Origin of the sequence: Mycobacterium botniense (assembly GCF_010723305.1) — a bacterium.
Taxonomy (GTDB): Bacteria; Actinomycetota; Actinomycetes; order Mycobacteriales; family Mycobacteriaceae; genus Mycobacterium; species Mycobacterium botniense.
Genome location: NZ_BLKW01000004.1, coordinates 1,305,863 through 1,322,079, shown reverse-complemented (window position 1 = coordinate 1,322,079; position 16,217 = coordinate 1,305,863). Strand labels below are relative to the sequence as shown.

The 16,217-nt window shown below is 63.7% G+C and carries 23 protein-coding genes and 1 pseudogene; 13 read left to right on the top strand and 11 right to left on the bottom strand.

Translation table 11 applies throughout. The features are described 5' to 3' along the window. The first annotated feature begins 15 nt into the window (after positions 1-15). Complete coding sequence (locus tag G6N08_RS16110) at positions 16-1,947, top strand: flavin-containing monooxygenase (protein WP_163758904.1); 1,932 nt, start codon at positions 16-18, stop codon at positions 1,945-1,947. 1 nt (position 1,948) lies between these two features. After that, on the top strand, positions 1,949-2,980 hold the full coding sequence (locus G6N08_RS16105) for an alcohol dehydrogenase catalytic domain-containing protein (protein ID WP_163758902.1): 1,032 nt from the start codon (positions 1,949-1,951) through the stop codon (positions 2,978-2,980). A 133-nt stretch (positions 2,981-3,113) separates the two neighbouring features. On the opposite strand, the gene G6N08_RS21200 is transcribed toward G6N08_RS16105, so the two are convergent. The 3 genes from G6N08_RS21200 to G6N08_RS16090 form a co-directional block, all read right to left on the bottom strand. Further along, complete coding sequence (locus G6N08_RS21200; RefSeq protein ID WP_163758900.1) at positions 3,114-3,317, bottom strand: HAD family hydrolase; 204 nt, start codon at positions 3,315-3,317, stop codon at positions 3,114-3,116. 155 nt (positions 3,318-3,472) lie between these two features. Then, positions 3,473-4,387 carry a class I SAM-dependent methyltransferase gene (locus tag G6N08_RS16095; RefSeq protein WP_163758898.1) on the bottom strand — a complete coding sequence of 305 codons (915 nt, stop codon included), beginning with the start codon at positions 4,385-4,387 and terminating at the stop codon, positions 3,473-3,475. Positions 4,388-4,404: 17 nt separating this feature from the next. Further along, positions 4,405-4,566, bottom strand: a complete 162-nt coding sequence (locus tag G6N08_RS16090; RefSeq protein WP_163758896.1) for a hypothetical protein — start codon at positions 4,564-4,566, stop codon at positions 4,405-4,407. A gap of 531 nt (positions 4,567-5,097) precedes the next feature. Between G6N08_RS16090 and G6N08_RS16085 the strand changes: the two genes are divergently transcribed. Continuing rightward, positions 5,098-5,757: a cutinase family protein gene (locus G6N08_RS16085; RefSeq protein WP_163758893.1), complete on the top strand. Its 660-nt coding sequence runs from the start codon at positions 5,098-5,100 to the stop codon at positions 5,755-5,757. An 8-nt stretch (positions 5,758-5,765) separates the two neighbouring features. On the opposite strand, the gene dtd is transcribed toward G6N08_RS16085, so the two are convergent. Next, a complete protein-coding gene (gene dtd / locus G6N08_RS16080) occupies positions 5,766-6,197 on the bottom strand; it encodes a D-aminoacyl-tRNA deacylase (RefSeq protein WP_163758891.1) in 432 nt (143 codons plus the stop codon). An 89-nt stretch (positions 6,198-6,286) separates the two neighbouring features. Between dtd and G6N08_RS16075 the strand changes: the two genes are divergently transcribed. Then, the gene (locus G6N08_RS16075) at positions 6,287-6,604 is read left to right on the top strand and encodes an MTH1187 family thiamine-binding protein (protein ID WP_163760745.1); all 318 of its coding nucleotides are present in this window, start codon (positions 6,287-6,289) and stop codon (positions 6,602-6,604) included. Between the two features lie 5 nt (positions 6,605-6,609). Here the strand turns inward: G6N08_RS16075 and G6N08_RS16070 are convergent, their stop codons facing one another. Beyond that, a complete protein-coding gene (locus G6N08_RS16070; RefSeq protein WP_218033389.1) occupies positions 6,610-7,104 on the bottom strand; it encodes a macro domain-containing protein in 495 nt (164 codons plus the stop codon). A 683-nt stretch (positions 7,105-7,787) separates the two neighbouring features. On the opposite strand from G6N08_RS16070, the gene G6N08_RS16065 reads away from it, so the two are divergent. The 3 genes and pseudogenes from G6N08_RS16065 to G6N08_RS16055 form a co-directional block, all read left to right on the top strand. Then, positions 7,788-8,078, top strand: coding sequence for a hypothetical protein (locus G6N08_RS16065; protein ID WP_163758887.1), 291 nt, complete (start codon positions 7,788-7,790; stop codon positions 8,076-8,078). Between the two features lie 1,285 nt (positions 8,079-9,363). After that, positions 9,364-10,560, top strand: a complete 1,197-nt coding sequence (locus tag G6N08_RS16060) for an Rv2253/PknI dimerization domain-containing protein (protein WP_163758885.1) — start codon at positions 9,364-9,366, stop codon at positions 10,558-10,560. Between the two features lie 279 nt (positions 10,561-10,839). Beyond that, positions 10,840-11,103: pseudogene (locus G6N08_RS16055) on the top strand (IS21 family transposase); the annotation flags it as partial. A gap of 102 nt (positions 11,104-11,205) precedes the next feature. Here G6N08_RS16055 and G6N08_RS16050 read toward each other — a convergent pair. Further along, on the bottom strand, positions 11,206-11,511 hold the full coding sequence (locus G6N08_RS16050; protein ID WP_218033388.1) for a DUF732 domain-containing protein: 306 nt from the start codon (positions 11,509-11,511) through the stop codon (positions 11,206-11,208). A gap of 169 nt (positions 11,512-11,680) precedes the next feature. After that, positions 11,681-11,893 carry a hypothetical protein gene (locus tag G6N08_RS16045; protein WP_163758881.1) on the bottom strand — a complete coding sequence of 71 codons (213 nt, stop codon included), beginning with the start codon at positions 11,891-11,893 and terminating at the stop codon, positions 11,681-11,683. Between the two features lie 191 nt (positions 11,894-12,084). Between G6N08_RS16045 and G6N08_RS16040 the strand changes: the two genes are divergently transcribed. Beyond that, positions 12,085-12,249, top strand: a complete 165-nt coding sequence (locus tag G6N08_RS16040; protein ID WP_163758878.1) for a hypothetical protein — start codon at positions 12,085-12,087, stop codon at positions 12,247-12,249. A gap of 89 nt (positions 12,250-12,338) precedes the next feature. Here the strand turns inward: G6N08_RS16040 and G6N08_RS20855 are convergent, their stop codons facing one another. From G6N08_RS20855 to G6N08_RS16025, 4 genes are all read right to left on the bottom strand, one after another. Further along, positions 12,339-12,500, bottom strand: a complete 162-nt coding sequence (locus G6N08_RS20855) for a recombinase family protein (RefSeq protein WP_246216783.1) — start codon at positions 12,498-12,500, stop codon at positions 12,339-12,341. Positions 12,501-12,842: 342 nt separating this feature from the next. Then, positions 12,843-13,115, bottom strand: a complete 273-nt coding sequence (locus G6N08_RS20850; protein WP_246216782.1) for a recombinase family protein — start codon at positions 13,113-13,115, stop codon at positions 12,843-12,845. 110 nt (positions 13,116-13,225) lie between these two features. Beyond that, entirely contained in the window at positions 13,226-13,630 is a 405-nt protein-coding gene (locus tag G6N08_RS16030) for a type II toxin-antitoxin system VapC family toxin (protein WP_163758876.1), read from the bottom strand. Positions 13,631-13,640: 10 nt separating this feature from the next. Next, positions 13,641-13,871 (bottom strand): FitA-like ribbon-helix-helix domain-containing protein, encoded by a 231-nt coding sequence (locus G6N08_RS16025; RefSeq protein ID WP_163758874.1) that lies wholly within the window; start codon positions 13,869-13,871, stop codon positions 13,641-13,643. A gap of 317 nt (positions 13,872-14,188) precedes the next feature. On the opposite strand from G6N08_RS16025, the gene G6N08_RS16020 reads away from it, so the two are divergent. The 5 genes from G6N08_RS16020 to G6N08_RS16000 all read left to right on the top strand — a co-directional run bounded on the left by G6N08_RS16020 (position 14,189) and on the right by G6N08_RS16000 (position 16,193). Next, positions 14,189-14,452, top strand: coding sequence for a type II toxin-antitoxin system Phd/YefM family antitoxin (locus G6N08_RS16020; protein WP_246216781.1), 264 nt, complete (start codon positions 14,189-14,191; stop codon positions 14,450-14,452). A 3-nt stretch (positions 14,453-14,455) separates the two neighbouring features. Beyond that, the gene (locus G6N08_RS16015; RefSeq protein WP_163758872.1) at positions 14,456-14,881 is read left to right on the top strand and encodes a type II toxin-antitoxin system VapC family toxin; all 426 of its coding nucleotides are present in this window, start codon (positions 14,456-14,458) and stop codon (positions 14,879-14,881) included. Between the two features lie 201 nt (positions 14,882-15,082). Continuing rightward, the gene (locus tag G6N08_RS16010; protein ID WP_163758870.1) at positions 15,083-15,307 is read left to right on the top strand and encodes an antitoxin MazE family protein; all 225 of its coding nucleotides are present in this window, start codon (positions 15,083-15,085) and stop codon (positions 15,305-15,307) included. Then, entirely contained in the window at positions 15,304-15,633 is a 330-nt protein-coding gene (locus G6N08_RS16005; RefSeq protein ID WP_163758868.1) for a type II toxin-antitoxin system PemK/MazF family toxin, read from the top strand. Before G6N08_RS16010 ends, G6N08_RS16005 begins: the two co-directional genes overlap by 4 nt. Before the next feature lie 344 nt (positions 15,634-15,977). After that, on the top strand, positions 15,978-16,193 hold the full coding sequence (locus G6N08_RS16000; protein ID WP_246216780.1) for a hypothetical protein: 216 nt from the start codon (positions 15,978-15,980) through the stop codon (positions 16,191-16,193). Positions 16,194-16,217: the final 24 nt, after the last annotated feature.

Sequence of the window (16,217 nt, the reverse complement as noted above, 5' to 3'; positions counted from 1 at the left end):
GAAAGGATCGGCTCGATGCGCAGCCCTTACGCCGGCCAGCCATTCACCACCTCGACAGACGACATCGCGGCGGCACTACAGGATGTCAGCGTTCCGACGCTGCTGCTGTCACTGGTGCATATCACCGGCGATCCCCGGTTTATCCGCGAGTTCAAACCCGTCGGGATCTTCCTCAACGAAGTCCAGGGGTTCATGTCAGAAGAGGAGAAACAGCGCGCCCGGGCGGCGGCGCTGCCGGTGATCACCGCATATCGCGACCGCGGCTGCCCGGAACCAACGCCATTGAGCCGCAGCCTGATCAAAGAGATGATGGACTGGGCTGCCTGCGAAACCGTGCCCGACGAGTACCTTCCGCTGCTCTTCGAAGAACTCGACTTCGACGGGGCCGACCCGCGCCGCCCGGAAGCGCTGGACCCGCAGACCACCGCAGAACTGCCGGTAGTCGTGATCGGGTGTGGAGAATCGGGCATCTTGGCCGGAATCCGTCTTCGGCAGGCCAACATTCCGTTCACCATCGTAGAAAAGAACGGCGGTCCGGGCGGGACCTGGTGGGAGAACAGCTATCCCGGCGCCCGCGTCGACGTCGCAAACCATTTTTACTGCTACAGTTTCGAACCCAGCAACGACTGGACACACTATTTCGCCGAACAACCCGAACTGCAGGCCTATTTCTCCCGCGTGTTGGACAAGCACGGGCTTAGCGAGCATGTGCTCTGGCACACCGAGGTTCTGGCAGCCGAGTGGGACGACGACGACGGCATGTGGCGTCTTGTGCTGCGCTCGCAGAACGGACGGACCACGACAGTGCAGGCCCGGGCCGTTATCACCGCGGTCGGCCAACTGAATCGGCCCAACATTCCCGAATTCGAGGGTGCCGGCACTTTCGCCGGCCCGTCATTTCACTCGGCAGCCTGGGATCATTCCGTGCAGCTCAGCGGCAAACACGTTGCGCTGATCGGAGCCGGCGCCAGCGGGTTTCAGATTGCGCCGGCGATCGCCGACGACGTCGCGCGGCTCATCATCTTCCAACGCACCGCCCAGTGGATGTTCCCCAACGCGATGTATCACGAACGTGTGGGCGACGGCGTGCGCTGGGCGATGAACCACCTGCCGTTCTACGGTCGCTGGTACCGGTTTCTGGTGATGTGGCCCGGCGCCGACAAAGGCCTGGACGCCGCGCGGGTCGATCCCGACTACCCCAACCAGGACTACGCCGTGAGCGAACTGAACGCCGCGGCCCGCTTGATGTTCACCGACTGGATCACCAACCAGGTCGGCGACGACCGGGAACTGCTGGCGAAGGTGCTGCCCGACTATCCGGCTACCGGGAAGCGCACGCTGCAAGACAATGGCAGCTGGCTGCGAACGCTGCGCCGCGACAACGTCGAGTTGGTGCGCACCCCGATCCAGCGGATCACCCCCCGCGGTGTGGTCACCGAGGATGGTGTGACCTACGCAGCCGACGTCATCGTGTACGCCACCGGATTCCGCCACACCGAGGTACTCTGGCCGATGACCATCACCGGCCGCGACGGCATCGACCTGCGCAGCATGTGGGGCCAGCGCCCGTACGCCTACCTTGGCATCACCGTGCCGGGATTCCCCAACTTTTTCATGCTCTACGGCCCGGGAGCCCATCTGGCCCACGGGGGCAGCCTGATCTTTAATTCTGAACTTCAGATGCGTTATATCAACAGCTGTCTGGCGCGAATCGCCGAGCAGAACCTGCACTCGTTGGAGCCGACTGCCGAGGCAGCCAGCGCCTGGCATCTACGGACACAACAGGAAATCACGAAGATGGTGTGGTCGCATCCGGCGGTCAAGCACTCGTATTTCAAAAACGCCGACGGTGAGATCCACACGGTCAGCCCATGGCGACTCAGCGAGTACTGGGCCGCGGTGCGTGAGCCGAAGTGGTCTCATTTCGTCGCGAGGCGAAAAGGCTGACATGCGGGCCGTAATCATCGATGCTCCCGGCAGCATCCGGGTTGACAGGCGGCCCGATCCGGGGCTGACCGGTCCGGACGGAGCCATCGTCGCGGTGAACGCCACCGGCATCTGCGGATCCGACCTGCATTTTTACGAAGGCGAATATCCGCTGACCCAGCCGGTGGCATTGGGTCACGAAGCCGTGGGCACCGTCGTCGAAACCGGGCCGCAGGTGCAGACGGTGCGCGTGGGTGAGGTGGTCATGGTGTCGTCGGTGGCCGGCTGCGGCGCCTGCCCCGGCTGCGCTACCCGCGACCCGGTCATGTGCCATGCCGGGCCGCAGATCTTCGGGTCCGGTGTGCTCGGCGGTGCGCAGGCCGACCTCCTCGCCGTGCCCGCCGCCGACTTTCAGCTGCGCACGATCCCCGAACAGATCACCACCGAGCAGGCGCTGTTGCTCACCGACAACCTGGCCACCGGCTGGGCAGCCGCGCGCCGAGCCGATATTCCGTTGGGCGGCACAGTGGCGGTGATCGGACTGGGCGCAGTGGGCCTGTGTGCTCTGCGCAGCGCGTTTGCCCAAGGCGCGGCAACGGTTTTCGGTGTCGACCCGGTGGCCGGCCGTCGCGAGCGGGCCGCCCGCGACGGCGTCATACCCGTCGAGGCGCCGGCAGCGGAGGCCATCGTGGCCGCGACCGGTGGCCGCGGCGCCGATGCGGTGATCGATGCGGTCGGCACCGATGCGTCCATGACTGACGCGCTGGCCGCGGTGCGGCCCGGCGGCACCGTTTCGGTGGTCGGTGTGCACAATCTGGAGCCGTTTCCGCTGCCCGCCCTGACCTGCCTGTTGCGCAGCATCACGCTGCGAATGACCACCGCGCCGGTGCAGCGTACCTGGCCCGAACTGATTCCGTTGCTGCAGTCGGGCCGACTCACCGTCGACGGCATCATCACCACGACACTGCCGCTCGACGAGGCGGCGCACGGCTACGCGGTAGCCGCTTCCCGGTCAGGTGACCAGGTCAAGATTGTGCTGACACCCGGGGGTTAGCGCCGCCGATCCTGCCCGGCGAACCCCGTCAGGCGCCGCACGGACCGGATCCGTCCGGCGCGGCGGGACACGGTGACCCGCAGCACCGGCCATCCCCGTCGGTCGGCGATGGCGGTGAGCCCCGAGCGGGGATTCACCGGCCGCGATATCCGACCAGCGACATCACGTCCAGCTTTTCGTCGCCGTCAGCGCGGAAAGAACGAGGGTGCAGCGCACCATGGTTGCCGGCACAGAACTGCTGCACCGCGGCGGCCTGCATCGCTCCCGAGGCGATGGGTTTGACGATCCCGCCCGTCAGCAACCCGTGATCGTCGAGCTCGAAGTGGTTCCACACCACCTGATCGATGTCTGGAAAGCGGGCGAGGCTCGGCGTGGATGGTCAGCGCTGACGAACTAAGCACCACGGTATGTCCGCGCAGCCGGTGCGCCTGCACGATTTCCCGCATATGCGGGTAGACCCGGCAAGCGCGTCAGACGACGAGAACGTCGGGTTCACCGTGTGGCCGTGATGTACTGGGAGTGCATGATGGCGTCGATTCGGACGTCGACGACGGCCGGGGTGCTGCCATAGCTGGCCTGTAACTCGGGGTTGGTGTGGACCGGATCGACCGCCCAGCCGCGATCTGAAAGCCACGCGGCGGGGTCGAAACTCGCATCGTCGGCGTAAGTCAGAGCGGAAAAGTCGACGTCACCGGACATGTTGACTCCCGGGTGTTCCGCTTCCAACTCAACGAGCCGTCGCTGGTCCATCCGCGAACCCAGGGCGCCTATCCCGATCTTGCTCCCAGAAGCCGAAAGCTCATCGAGGCGGGTAAACAGGGTCTTTTGGGCTGCGCCAGTCAAATACGGCAGCACTCCCTCCAGCGACCAGGCCGTCGGCTGGTGGGGGTCGAACCCAGCTTCCTGTAACGGTATCGACCACTCCTCCCGCAGGTCTGCCGCTACCTCTTTGCGGTGTGCTTTAGGCTGGGCGCCGTGCGCGGCGAGCACGCTAGCCTTAAACGCCAAAACTTTAGGTTGATCGACCTCGAAAACCGTTGTCCCGTCAGGCCAGTCAAGCCGATACGTGCGGCAGTCCAAGCCGGCGGCGATGATCACTGCCTGCCGGATTCCGCCAGCGGCGGCCGATCGGAAAAACTCGTCGAAAAACCGTGTTTGCACGGCGTAGAGGCGAGGAAACGCGGTGGCATCCTCTGACGTCGCGGGGTTGGTGAGCAACCCCATCAAGTACGGGTCGCCGGACGCGGTGATGAAATGCCTTGCGTAGTCGTCTCGGACAAGAGGCTGCGGGCACAGTGTGTGCACTGCGCGCCATCCGGCCACCAGCAAAGCGGTGTAGCCCACGCCGGTGACAATGTCCCACGTATCGTCATCGGAACGAGCCGACCCGTATTGGGGCTCTGTCATAGCGAACGCCTCTTTCACTACCTCGACGGACGAAACCGATACGACCCCACGGTAGTCGCGTGGTCGTCGGACCGTTGGTCGTGCAGCACGGTGCGGACCGCGACCGTCCCCTCGGTGTCGGTGATCGGCTCCCCATCGACACCGAACGGGCCGAGCCTGCCGCGCGCCACGAACATCACGTGCGATGAAACTCCCTAGAACCGATCGGGGCCGGCGAGACAGCGGCCGCTGTCGCCAAGACCTGTCTAAGACCTGTCTCCAAGACAAGCAACTGCGACCCGACGGGCAGCGCGCCGTCGGGGAGGCGACCTGCACCGCCAACTCCGGCAGCCGCCAGCGGCGGTCGGGGCGGCGGTGGCCACCGGAAACCTGCCACAGCGGCGGCAGCGGCCCGCCCGTGGGGTTGTGCGTGTCGCCACGCAGCGTGACGGTGTTGTCGCCCAGCTCAGCCGTGCCGGCGTCGGGGTCGTTGACAAGCTCACGGATGTCGCGAAGCATCGGCCCCCTTTTCCGTCATGGGCAACCTACCTCCGGCGGCAGGCAGGCGCGTGTTGGCATTTCGCTCGTCCGGGACGCCGGCCGCGACTAGCATGGCGCTCAGGCCGCGAAACGGTCGGGCAGCAATGAACGTCGTCACACTGATCCATGCTCAGCGGGCGCAGCGCTTCGCACGGTTCGTTAGTGCGGGGTGGGTGGCGATGTGCGCGCTGATGAGCGCACCGCTCCCGACCGCCTCCGCTCAACCGTGCCCGGATGTCGAGGTGGTATTCGCCCGCGGCACCGATGAGGCACCCGGTGTTGGCATGGTTGGACAGGCATTCATCGATGCGCTGCGCCCGCAAGTCGGCTCGAGATCAGTGGGTGTGTATCCGGTCAACTACGCCGCCACCTGGCCTGCCGGCAATGATTTCGCCGACCGTCTCGCGTTCGCCAAAACCGTCGTCGACGGGATCGGGGACGAGGGCGCTCATGTCGAGTCGATGGCCGCGAAGTGCCCCAACACCAAGATGGTGCTGGGCGGCTACTCTCAGGGCGCGGTCGTGAGCGGTTTTGTCACCTCACCCACCATCCCGAAAGAAGTACCGCCGGAGTACGTGTCCTACCTACCCAAGCCGATGCCGCCGGAGGTCGCCAACCACGTTGCCGCGGTGGTCCTGTTCGGGAAACCCTCGGATGAGTTCATGCGCGCGGTGGGCGCAGTACCGGTCACCATCGGCCCCCTGTATCAGCCCAAGACCCTGGAGTTGTGCGCTCCCGATGACACGATCTGCAATGGTGCTCCCGGCCTGCAACCCAGCGTCGCGCATATTCTCTACACGGTGAACGGCATGACGGGCCAGGGCGCGGATTTCGCCGCGAGTCACCTGTAACCAGCCGTTCACAGCTCCAGGAGCAGTGTCACCGGGCCGTCATTGACCAGCTGCACGTGCATGTGCGCGCCGAACACACCGGTCTCCACGTGAGCTCCCAGCTCACGCAGGGCTTCTGCGAACGCCGTCACCAGCGGCTCGGCCACCGCCCCGGGCGCGGCAGCGTTCCATGACGGCCTCCGGCCCTTTGCGGTGTCGGCGTAAAGAGTGAATTGGCTGACCACCAGGATCGGTGCGTTGACGGCGGCCGCAGATCGTTCGCCGTCGAGGATTCTTAGGTGCCACAGTTTTTCGGCAAGACGGCGGGCTGTATCGACGTCGTCGCCGTGGGTGACACCGACGAATGCGAGCAGCCCCTGGCCAGCGGGCTGGATGGTGCCGACCACCTGGCCGTCCACCGAGACAGTTGCCGATGAGACCCGTTGCACCAGAACCCGCACGAGCCCGATGCTGCCATCGAGCGCGCCGGTGTGACCAGTTTTGGCGCTTCAGTACGCTCGTTGTGTCACGGTGCGGGGAGGTGGGAAAGCTGTCGGTATTGGTCGCGTTTTCCGTCACGCCGCTGGGCGTGGGCGAGGGTGTCGGTGAGATCGTCGCCGACGCCGTGCGGGTGGTTCGGGAATCCGGTCTGCCCAACAAGACCTACGCGATGTTCACCGAAATCGAGGGCGACACCTGGGACGAGGTGATGGCGGTCGTGCAGCGCGCCGCCGAGGTCGTGGCAGCTCGTGCGCCCCGGGTCAGTGTCGTGGTCAAAGCCGATTGGCGACCGGCGGTGACCGACGCGATATCACACAAAATCGAGTCGGTGGAGCGCCATCTCGCCAACCCGGCACCTGACCGGTAGGCCGCTTAGTCCTGCACCGCCGCCCGAAACGCCCGCTCTGCTTCATCGCCGTGCACTGCGAACACCACCCGCTGCAGTGCGCGTGGCTCGTGCTCGCGCACAGCGCCGACCATCAACCGCGCCGCCTCGTCGAGCGGGAAACCACCGACCCCGGTGCCGAACGCCACCAGCGCCAGCGAGCGGCAGCCGAGCTCGTCGGCCTTGCGCAGAGTTGAGCGGGTGGCCTTGGCGATGATCTCGGCCGAGGTCGGGCCGCCAAGCTCCATCGTCGCCGCGTGGATCACGTAGCGTGCCGGCATGCGCCCGGCGGTGGTCTCGACCGCTTCGCCGAGACCGATGGGCGCTTTCTCGTTCGACTCGCGCTGCACCTCAGGGCCACCGGCGCGGGCGATCGCACCCGCCACCCCGCCGCCGTGGCGCAGTTGGGTGTTTGCCGCGTTGGCGATCGCGTCGACCTCGAGCTTGGTGACGTCGGCCTGCAGTACCTCTAACTCGATCATCGGCATATTGTCCTAGAAGGGCGGCGGAGGGTTGCGTTCGGCGGTGGGACGGCGTTGAGTGCGCGTTCGGCGTCGATGCGGCGTGCCCGGTCCTGCACCCGCGTCCGTCGGCGCACGAGCATCATGAACCCGTGGTCACCCGGGGGTTGAGTCACTGTTGCGGCACAAGGTAACCCCCCGGTGGGCAGGCACACGGTGGGAGACAGCAGGCGACTGCCCGGGCGAGTGGTGTACGCCTGCCCACTTGGGAAGTCCAGACCACTGTGCCGTCGGGCAACTGCTCGTCGCGCCAACCGTTCAGCCCTGTCCAACATGTTTTGCGCAAGTGGTAGCTGCGATTTCGAAAGAACTGTTGAGCCGTACTTGTCGGTACCCTTCAGTATCCTCGGCGGCGTGACCAAGGGTTTATCCAGCCCATCAGGCCCCTTACATCAGTAGTGCGGGAGGCCAACGTCCGCGAAAACGGCCGATTCCTCAGTCCTGCCCCTCAGGACGACTGCCCGTGCGGATCACGCCACCAAGCTCAGCGTTGTCACCGCGCCGCCGACCACTCCTGGGTAGCCGAGCGGCCGCCCGCACTCCTTGCCGGTCCGCGCACGGGTTACTCAAACCCCGGCTGCTACGCGCGAAGCAGGAAAGACTGCGATGAGGAACTGTCCCGTGAGCACTTCATTACTGATGAAGTGCTCGGAACCATCTCGGCTGACAAAAAGGTCGTCATGGTGGAGGGCGCAAACTGGCAGGGGCCCGATGCCAAGCAGAAAGTCACTGGGCTGAAATCGCTGTCATCGTGGATGCTGTGCCGTCGGCACAACACCGCCCTGTGGGCGTTGGACTCAATGGCGTCCCAGTTCTTTCGCTACTTCCGCGATGACGGCCTCGACGTAATGAGGTTCCACGGAAATGACTTCCAGCGCGACTTCACACTCGTCAGCGGCCGGTATCTCGAACTGTGGATGCTGAAGATGCTTTAGGGCGCGATCGAGGCTAAGGCGACGGTGGTAGAAGGATCGCTGGCCTACCGGTTCCGGCTCGGCGTAACCACCGAGACCCTGGCGGAGATACTGTGGCGCGGCGCCGACTGGCCAGCCCATTGGGGTATGTATGTGCTCACGGGCGACCAGAACGCGAATCATCCGGTGACGCAGAACTCCGTCCGGTTGAGACTGGCGAGCATGGGCAGTGAAGTCCTCGGCGGCTTCATCCAGATCGCCGGGGTCGAGTTCCTCATCTCCTTCGAGCTGCCTCCGGTCCCACGGATGTACCGGCCATGTGGCCTGACACCCAACGCGTCGGGTTTCCGAAGCGCAGCTGGAAGATGTTTGCATTCGCCTGGCCGGAGGTCGGCCACCCGATCATCAACATAGTCAGCGGCGTGCCACCGAACACGAACTTCTTGGTCCCACCCAATCCATACGCTGCGGGCCGCGCCGACCAGCCCTTGCCCGGATCGCTGCACATTACCAGCGGAGTGCAGCAGCAGCCGGACGCGTCAACGGGCGGGCCAGCTCAGTCGGCATAGTCATCCCGACCTACCATTGCGAGCTGTATGATGATGAATCACATTATTAGGCAACGTAATTGGGCTGCTCACCATCCAGAACGATTGGAAAGGGTTGCGTTTCAGCGTCTCCCCTTGCTGGAAAAGGAGGTGAGCAAGCATAGTCAAATGCAGTTTTTGTGGTCATCCAGGTGTGCATGCCGTCATCGTCCCGAAGGATCGGGCGCCGAAGGGGCGCCCGGACTGCCCGCGTTGTGTTGCAGAGCAGCGCGCCGATGATCGGTAAGGGCATCCGAATCGATCGGTGGTGTGGCTTCAACCGGCGTTCGCTGACGCCACCACCGATCGGCTCCGTCTGTACCCGCGAACCTCCTACGGCCGGAGTCACAGCATTGGAGTGCCTGCGATCGTGGGCGAAGTAATTGACTCCAAGGCAGTAATTCTCACCAGACGCCCACGATGTTGCCGCAAAAGCAGTGGCAGCGTGGGATCGGTGGCTTAAAGGACCTAGTGAGCTCCCCGCCGGGCTGCCGTAGACAATTCGTGGCGCATGATCTCGACGGCGACGACCGCCGGGTCGTCGGGATTAAGGCCTTTTTCCTACAGCGTCCACGCCGTTGCGCTGGCCGTCACGGTTCCGATTCGACAGCCACGGATGCCCCACTGAACGCACGTTGCGATTTTGACCACGCGCCGGCCGATCGAATCATTACGATCAAGTCGACACCGCCCGGCATGAGGTCGATTGGTGGTTCGGCATGCCCGAGCTCAATCCTGAACAAGAAGCGGCAGAGGTTGAAGAACCTACATGGCTTGCTGATGGACCGACACAGGCTGGGCCGACGGAGGCTGCAGAGCTACCGCCGGTCGGTTTTGCATGGTCGGCCGAGCCTGAGATGGAGCCTGAGCGCAGTGGGTGGTCAGCGGTCGCTCTCAAGCTCCTCGCGCCGGCTTTGGCCGTAATGCTGGGTGCCGCCGGTGCAACGGTGGCCTTGCTGTTCACGGGCCACCATGGAAACCTACCGGCTGGTCCGTTCAACACGCCAGGTCCGAGTGCAGCCGCGCCGCCCGCCGCGAGCCCACCTACGAGCGAATCGCCACCGGTTGTTGCTGTCCCACCGCTTGACGGGACCTACCGCCTCGACTTCGACGGTTCAAAGCTTACATATAACGGAGAACCCGACCCGATACCCAACGACTCGATCTGGATGGCATTTCGGTCGGCATGCACGGCGGCTGGCTGCGTCGCTACGGGCACCAAACTTGACCCGAAGAACCTTCAAGCCGCAAGTAGTTCCGACTATTATCTGCTTCTTCACTGGATCGACGGACGATGGGAGGGCGAGCACACCGGTCCATCGGAGTGCTCGACGGGTATTGATATGTCCGCCTTGAAGCAGCAGACGGAGTTCGACACGATTTCCCTAGTGCCGCAGTCCGACGGCACCTACCTGGGCACGTATTCGTGGACTATCCAGGACAATGAGTGCGGACAGCAAGGCAGCGTGCGGAACGAGCCGTTCGTCGCATGGCGGACAGGTCCCGCCCCGCCAGGCGTTGTTGCGGACCCGCCGACGCAGCCCAGCCTGCCACAGACGCCAACTTATATACAGCGTATACAGCCGACGACAGAGGCAGCGCCATCAATCACATTTGATCGCATGCGTGATTTCGTTACCGAGTTGTACGCCCTACTCCCAGCGCAACCAATGGCTGCGTGGGCTCAGTTTGATACCCATTTCCAAACAAAGAGTGGCCTTTCAGCATACTTAGAGTTCTGGGCCACAATACAATCCGTCACGGTGCTTTCCGTTAGTCCGCGAGACGGAACAAGCGTGGTAGTAAGGCTCAAATATGTCCGGAAAGACGGAAAATCCGATACGGAAGATCGTTGGCTGAGCGTAGTTTCGGTTAACGGTCAAATGCTCGTCGACGATTCCGAACGAATCGGTTAGCTCTGGTGAGCGCCTGTCGTGGCGCTTGAAGGTTTGTCAGTCTGCGAAGGGGAGGTCATCGAAAGCGAACTGCAGTCGCTGGCCGCCGTACGCTGGGTGTGCCGGGCGGGAAGAGTGGGACAGTACCTCCGGTAGGCGAACCGCTCGATGAAGAACGGCGCGACGAACTGACCAGTGTCAACCGGCTCGGCGGAAGGTTCGTATCCGTGTGATGGCGGTGCTTCTTTGCTCTCCGTGGCCATGTGAAAGTCCCCAGTTATGGGGCGCAAGGACAATCATCGGGGTCGTCGCCCGGCGGTGTGGTCACCAAGTGAATACCTGGTGATCGACTGGGCTGAGGCCGCGCCGGAGTTGTTCGTGTTCTGCGCGGTGCTGGCGTTCTCGCGGTGGCGGTTCGTGCGGTTCGCCGCCGATCGGAAAGTGTTGCCGACGCTGGCGATGATCGCTGAGGCACTGGCCGTGATCGGCCGGGTGCCGGCGAAAGTGCTGGCAGATCGGATGGGCTGTCTGAAGGGTGGGGTGGTCGCCAACGTGGTCGTCCCTCGCTGGTCGCCGGGTGTGTCCGTGGCCGGTCTCCGTCTCGATCGTCACGTTCTCGATCACCATGTTTCTGGTCACCGAGAGCCGGTCGCGCGCGGCCCTGGATCAGCACCCCAATTCGTTTTGGGCTAAAATTTCCACCCAGCTCGCGGCACTATCTGACATGGGCAGATCGCCCCTTATTCGTTCCACGACTGCGTCATCCGACATCCCTTGCGCTTCCCAGTCACAGACTTTATTACCTTCATTCACAAGTGATTCTGGCCCATATCGTTCGTAGACGTTGGGGATTTCTTGCTGCAGCCGCGCCAGGTAGCTGTCCTGATCGGCAGATGCTTTAATTGGTAGCGCACCAAGCAATCCAATGGCCGCTATCGCAACAGCAGCGCCGGTGAATACTGCCCGAAACATGCGAACCCCATGCATTGATATCCCTCTCAGTTGAGATGAGTGGCAGTTTACCAGGCGCGTCGGCACTTTCACAAATTTCTTGGAGGGCAGGAGCAGCCTCACTCAGGTGGTGGGCGGCCGGGGGGCTGGGTTCAGCGGCACATGGCCGTTTCGCAATCGCCGCGCGCCCTCACACGCTTAGAATATTGCGAATGCCGAAGCGCCCGGTCATGGTCGCGACGCTGGCCACCGCCAACGCCACCAGGCCGCCGCACACCAGACCGAACACCTGCACCACCGGCCAGTGACGTGGCGGACCGGGCTCGGCCAGCTCAAGCTCAGGCACCAACTGCTCAGGCTCGGGCTGCTGCTCCTCGGCGCTCCAGGCAAGATCGACAGCCATGGCAATCCCCTAATCGTCGCTACCGGCCGCGCCGTTACACTCGCCCGGCTCGTCCAGTTCTGGGATGCCGTGCGCGGCGCGATAGGCACGCACCTGCTCCATAACCTCGTCAACGATCTGGTCCTGGGGTTCACCCCTGATGTTGGACAACTGACTGGTGGGACTGCTGGTCCCCCAGGAAGGATGTCCGCATGTCGGGCAAGCGTCGCAAGTACACTCCCGAGTTTCGGGAGCAGGCTGCCCACCTGGTGATTGAGACCGGCCGCCTGGTGGCTCACGTGGTGCTGAGATTGGTGTGGGTGATCAAGTGCTGGGGCGTTGGGTGCGCCTGCAACGCCAGGCGGCTTCGGCTGTGATACTGGCGCAGTGTTAGATGCTGGTGAACGCGCGGAGTTGGAGCGTCTGCGTAAAGAGAACGCCGAATTACGTTTGGACCGTGATGATATCAGTCACCGATCACTTTGCCGTACTTGTCGAGCCGGGTATGGGAGCGCAAACCGGCATTACGTGGTGAGCGCAGGAAGAGCGAAACCGTTTTGGCGCTCCACGGTTTTCCGTTAAGGCCAAATGCGCCAGCATCGTTCAGCACTCTGCCGATATCGTTCAACTACGCATCCGCCAAAAGCATCCGATAGGCTTGCTGCATCAATGGCGCTGTGCGCTGGTCGATCTCGCGGATGGCGTCGTCATCCTTGGCTGCGCGAGTCTCGGGCAGCTAGCCGAAAGACCTGCGCCACTTCGGGAATCCGCGTTCGGCCCGCTGCCTGGCGGCGCGGCGCAGGCGCACCCGCATCATGGCGATTTCGTGCTCGCTGACGGCCCTCTTGATCTGCGCCATCATCACCCCGGTCGGTGAGTAGAGGTCGATCTCGCCTTGGTCGGTGGTGGCCAGCTTGATCTACCGACCGAGCCCCGGCGAAGAAACGGCGCAACGTCTCCAGCTCGTGCATCATCCCCACCCGCGGTCCTGGTCCCAGGCGGCGATGGCGTCTATCTTCCCGGCCGTGATGTCAGCGAGAAGGTCGTCCCACCGGGGCCGCTGCTTGCCATTGCTCGCCGACCGGTCGTTGTCTACGTAGAAGCCGACCGGCATCCATTCTTTGACCTCGTAGAGCGCGGTGGTGTCGGCGCGCTGGCGTTCAACGCCCGCCCGTTTGTCCTGGGGGTCGGAGCTTATGCGGCAGTAGCAACCCTGCTGTTTTGCGGTGGGTGTAGTAACCATGCGCTAAAGGGTACTTTCACAAACCGACAATATGTCCGGCATAAACATTTGCTGGCAAACCGTTTATCTACCCCCATGCGAGCCGCTTAACCCCCGTATCGCCGGCGGACCTAGATCAGGGTGATCGCGACGGGGACACTGAGCTGGTCAGTGGCACTGGCCAAGTGGCTGTCGGCGGTGATCAGGGCGGCAGAGCGTTCGGCGGCGACCGCGACATACAGGCCGTCGTAGATCGAGATGTTGTGCCGCCAGGCCCAGGCGGTGTGCAGGAGCAGTGCATCCGGAAGCACGTATTCGATGGCGAGTGCGGTGACGGTGTCAGCGACGGCCTCGGCGTCCTCGGGCTCCAATTGGTTGCGCCGTACGGCTTTGTGGAGGGTGCGTAGCACCTCGCCCGGCATGTGGGCCGGTGCAAGCCAGCCGTCGTCGTCGTTTAGGGCTGCGCGTGCCGCGTCGCCTTGGGACGTGTCGCTCGTAAGCGCCGATACCAGCACACCTGCGTCCACGATGATCACAGGCGGGAACTCACCCGTCGCGGTCGGCGCGGATGACCGCCGTCACTTCCTCGGCTGTCATGGTGAGGCTGCGATGACCAGCCAGCGCCTCTAAGAGCTGCCGGTTGCGTTGAGCCTGGTACTCCCGTTCCAACAGTGATCGCAGATACGTTTGGGTGGACTGACCGCGTGCCGCGGCGCGGGCGGCCAGCGCGTCGCGAACTTCTTCAGGGACATCTTTGATCTGAATCGCAACCGCCATAGCCGCAAACTATCGCATGCGCATGACATGCACATGCGATGCGTGCTTGTCGTCAGCGATCACCCAACTATCCCCGGACCCTTTTTAGGGTATTACCCATCCGAGTTCCCGTCGCGTATATCAAACAACACCCCAGGCCCTAATCAATGGCTTTTACAGCCATTTCGCCAAGACCTATGAGGCAATACGGCAAAGGCAGGTGACGTTACTCGCAAGTCAGTAAGCTACCCCTTCGCCACGTCTTCAACGGTCGATGGCACCGGGGTTTGATCGGGCACGATGTACAAGTTGTTGCTCTTATATTGTACACTGCCGTTATGGAGGTTGCGGTGAGTACGTTGCGGGCCGAGCTCGCGGACTGGATCGAGCGTGTCCGTGCCGGCGAGGAGGTCGTCGTGACCGACCGGGGAATCCCGGTCGTTCGGCTGGTGGCCGTGGACGCCGCGCCGCTGCTGGAGCAGCTGACCCGGCAGGGTGTGGTGAGCCGGCCGCGATCGGCGGGCCGGCCCACGGCCAGCGGGGCACCACGCGTGCGTGCTCGAGGGTCGGTCTCCGACCTGGTCAGCGAACAACGCCGCTGACCCGTGCCGATCGTCTACTTCGACAGCAGCGCGTTCATCAAACTCCTCGTTGAGGAGGATGACAGCGACATCGCCGCGGCGCTCTGGGATGGCTGCGACGCCGCGGTCTCTTCGCGGTTGGCCTACCCCGAGGTGCGCGCGGCGCTAGCGGCTGCCGGCCGTGCACGCCGCTTGGGCACCGACGAACAACTTCAGGCCCAGGTGATGTGGGAAGAGTACTGGGCAGCCACCCGTGCGGTGGAGCTGACTGAGAACATCGCTCACCACGCTGGACATTTAGCCACAGCGCACGCGCTGCGTGGCGCCGACGCGGTCCACCTTGCCAGTGTCCTCGCTATTGGGGTCGATGACGCCGTGTTCGCCGTGTGGGACCAGCGGCTACGCTCCGCAGCGCAGCAGGTCGCTGTAGGGCTGGCGCCGAGCCAGTAGCCAACCGGGCCAAAGCCAAAGAACCGCCAACGCGTCTTCTGGAGCATCCGGGCGATCAGGTTGGCTTCGCGAGCCAGGTGTTTCGACTGCGCCAATGCCTGCTCAGCGGCCATGGCCCGCAGCCGATCGTGCTTGGTGCGCACAGCGCGGCGCCAGCCGAGCCGAGTTGATGACCCGGGATGTTACATGTAACCTCGGTGCATGGCTAGCCCACGAGAGCGGGTGCAGGAACATCGTCGGCGGCTGCGCGCCCAGGGGCTTCGGCCTGTCCAGATGTGGGTACCTGATGTGCGGGCGCCGGAATTCGCCGCAGAGGCTCACCGCCAGTCGGCTGTTATCGCCGCCAGCGAGCATGAGGCCGACGATCAAGCTTTCGTCGATGCAATCTCTGTCGACTGGGCTGCCGAGGGCGAGCTCGCCGAGTGAGGCGAGGCGATATCCACGTCGCCGCTGCACGAGGTTTCTATACGGGCAAGCCGAGACCGGTCGTCATCGTTCAGGATGACCGATTTGATGCGACCGCCTCGGTCACGGTCTGTCCGCTGACAACCAACCTCGTCGAGGCGCCGCTGATCCGGATCGCTGTGGACCCGACGGTGGCAACCGGCATTGAGCAGCCAAGCCAGATCATGGTCGACAAGATCACCACCATGCCGCGGGCGAACGTGCATGAGCGCGTCGGCCGTCTCGCCGATAGCGACCTCATCCGACTCGATCGCGCACTGCTGGTGTTCCTCGGGCTTGCCGGATGAGCAGGAGACCAGGATTCGTGGTGTAGAACAACGTGGGGACAGAGGCCGAAAGGATTGCCCATCGCACCCGACGGCACCCACTTAGCTGCGACAATGCAGCCACTCGACCATGGCCCACGCACCCGACTCGACTCACCTCAAATGTCGCGAATAACACCAAACGACAGAACGATCTAACCTTGGTGACAAGTCGGGAATCTACCCCCTTCGCACTGCCGCGGTGTGCGGCCGGGGTGTCGCCGTCTTAGCGATCGATCGGGCCCGCGAGAGACCGCTGCAACTTCAGCAAAGCGCGTCTTCGAGGTATCAGGACATGTCCGCCTGCCTCCGTAGGCTGAGCAATCGTGGATTACAACCGGCGCACCCATGAGCGTCGCATTACCGAGTTTGTGACCACGCGGGAGGCGATGGAGTACCGGCTTAAGCTCGAAGCCGAGCGCACCGATAGGGACGTCGAGATCGCCGCACTTGTCAGCAAATCACTGGACACCTTAAAGCAAACCCACTCGCGCTACTTCAGCGGCAAGGAGTTAGCTGCTAGAGACTCCATGCGGATCTGACGTACCACGCTAGGTGCATCACCG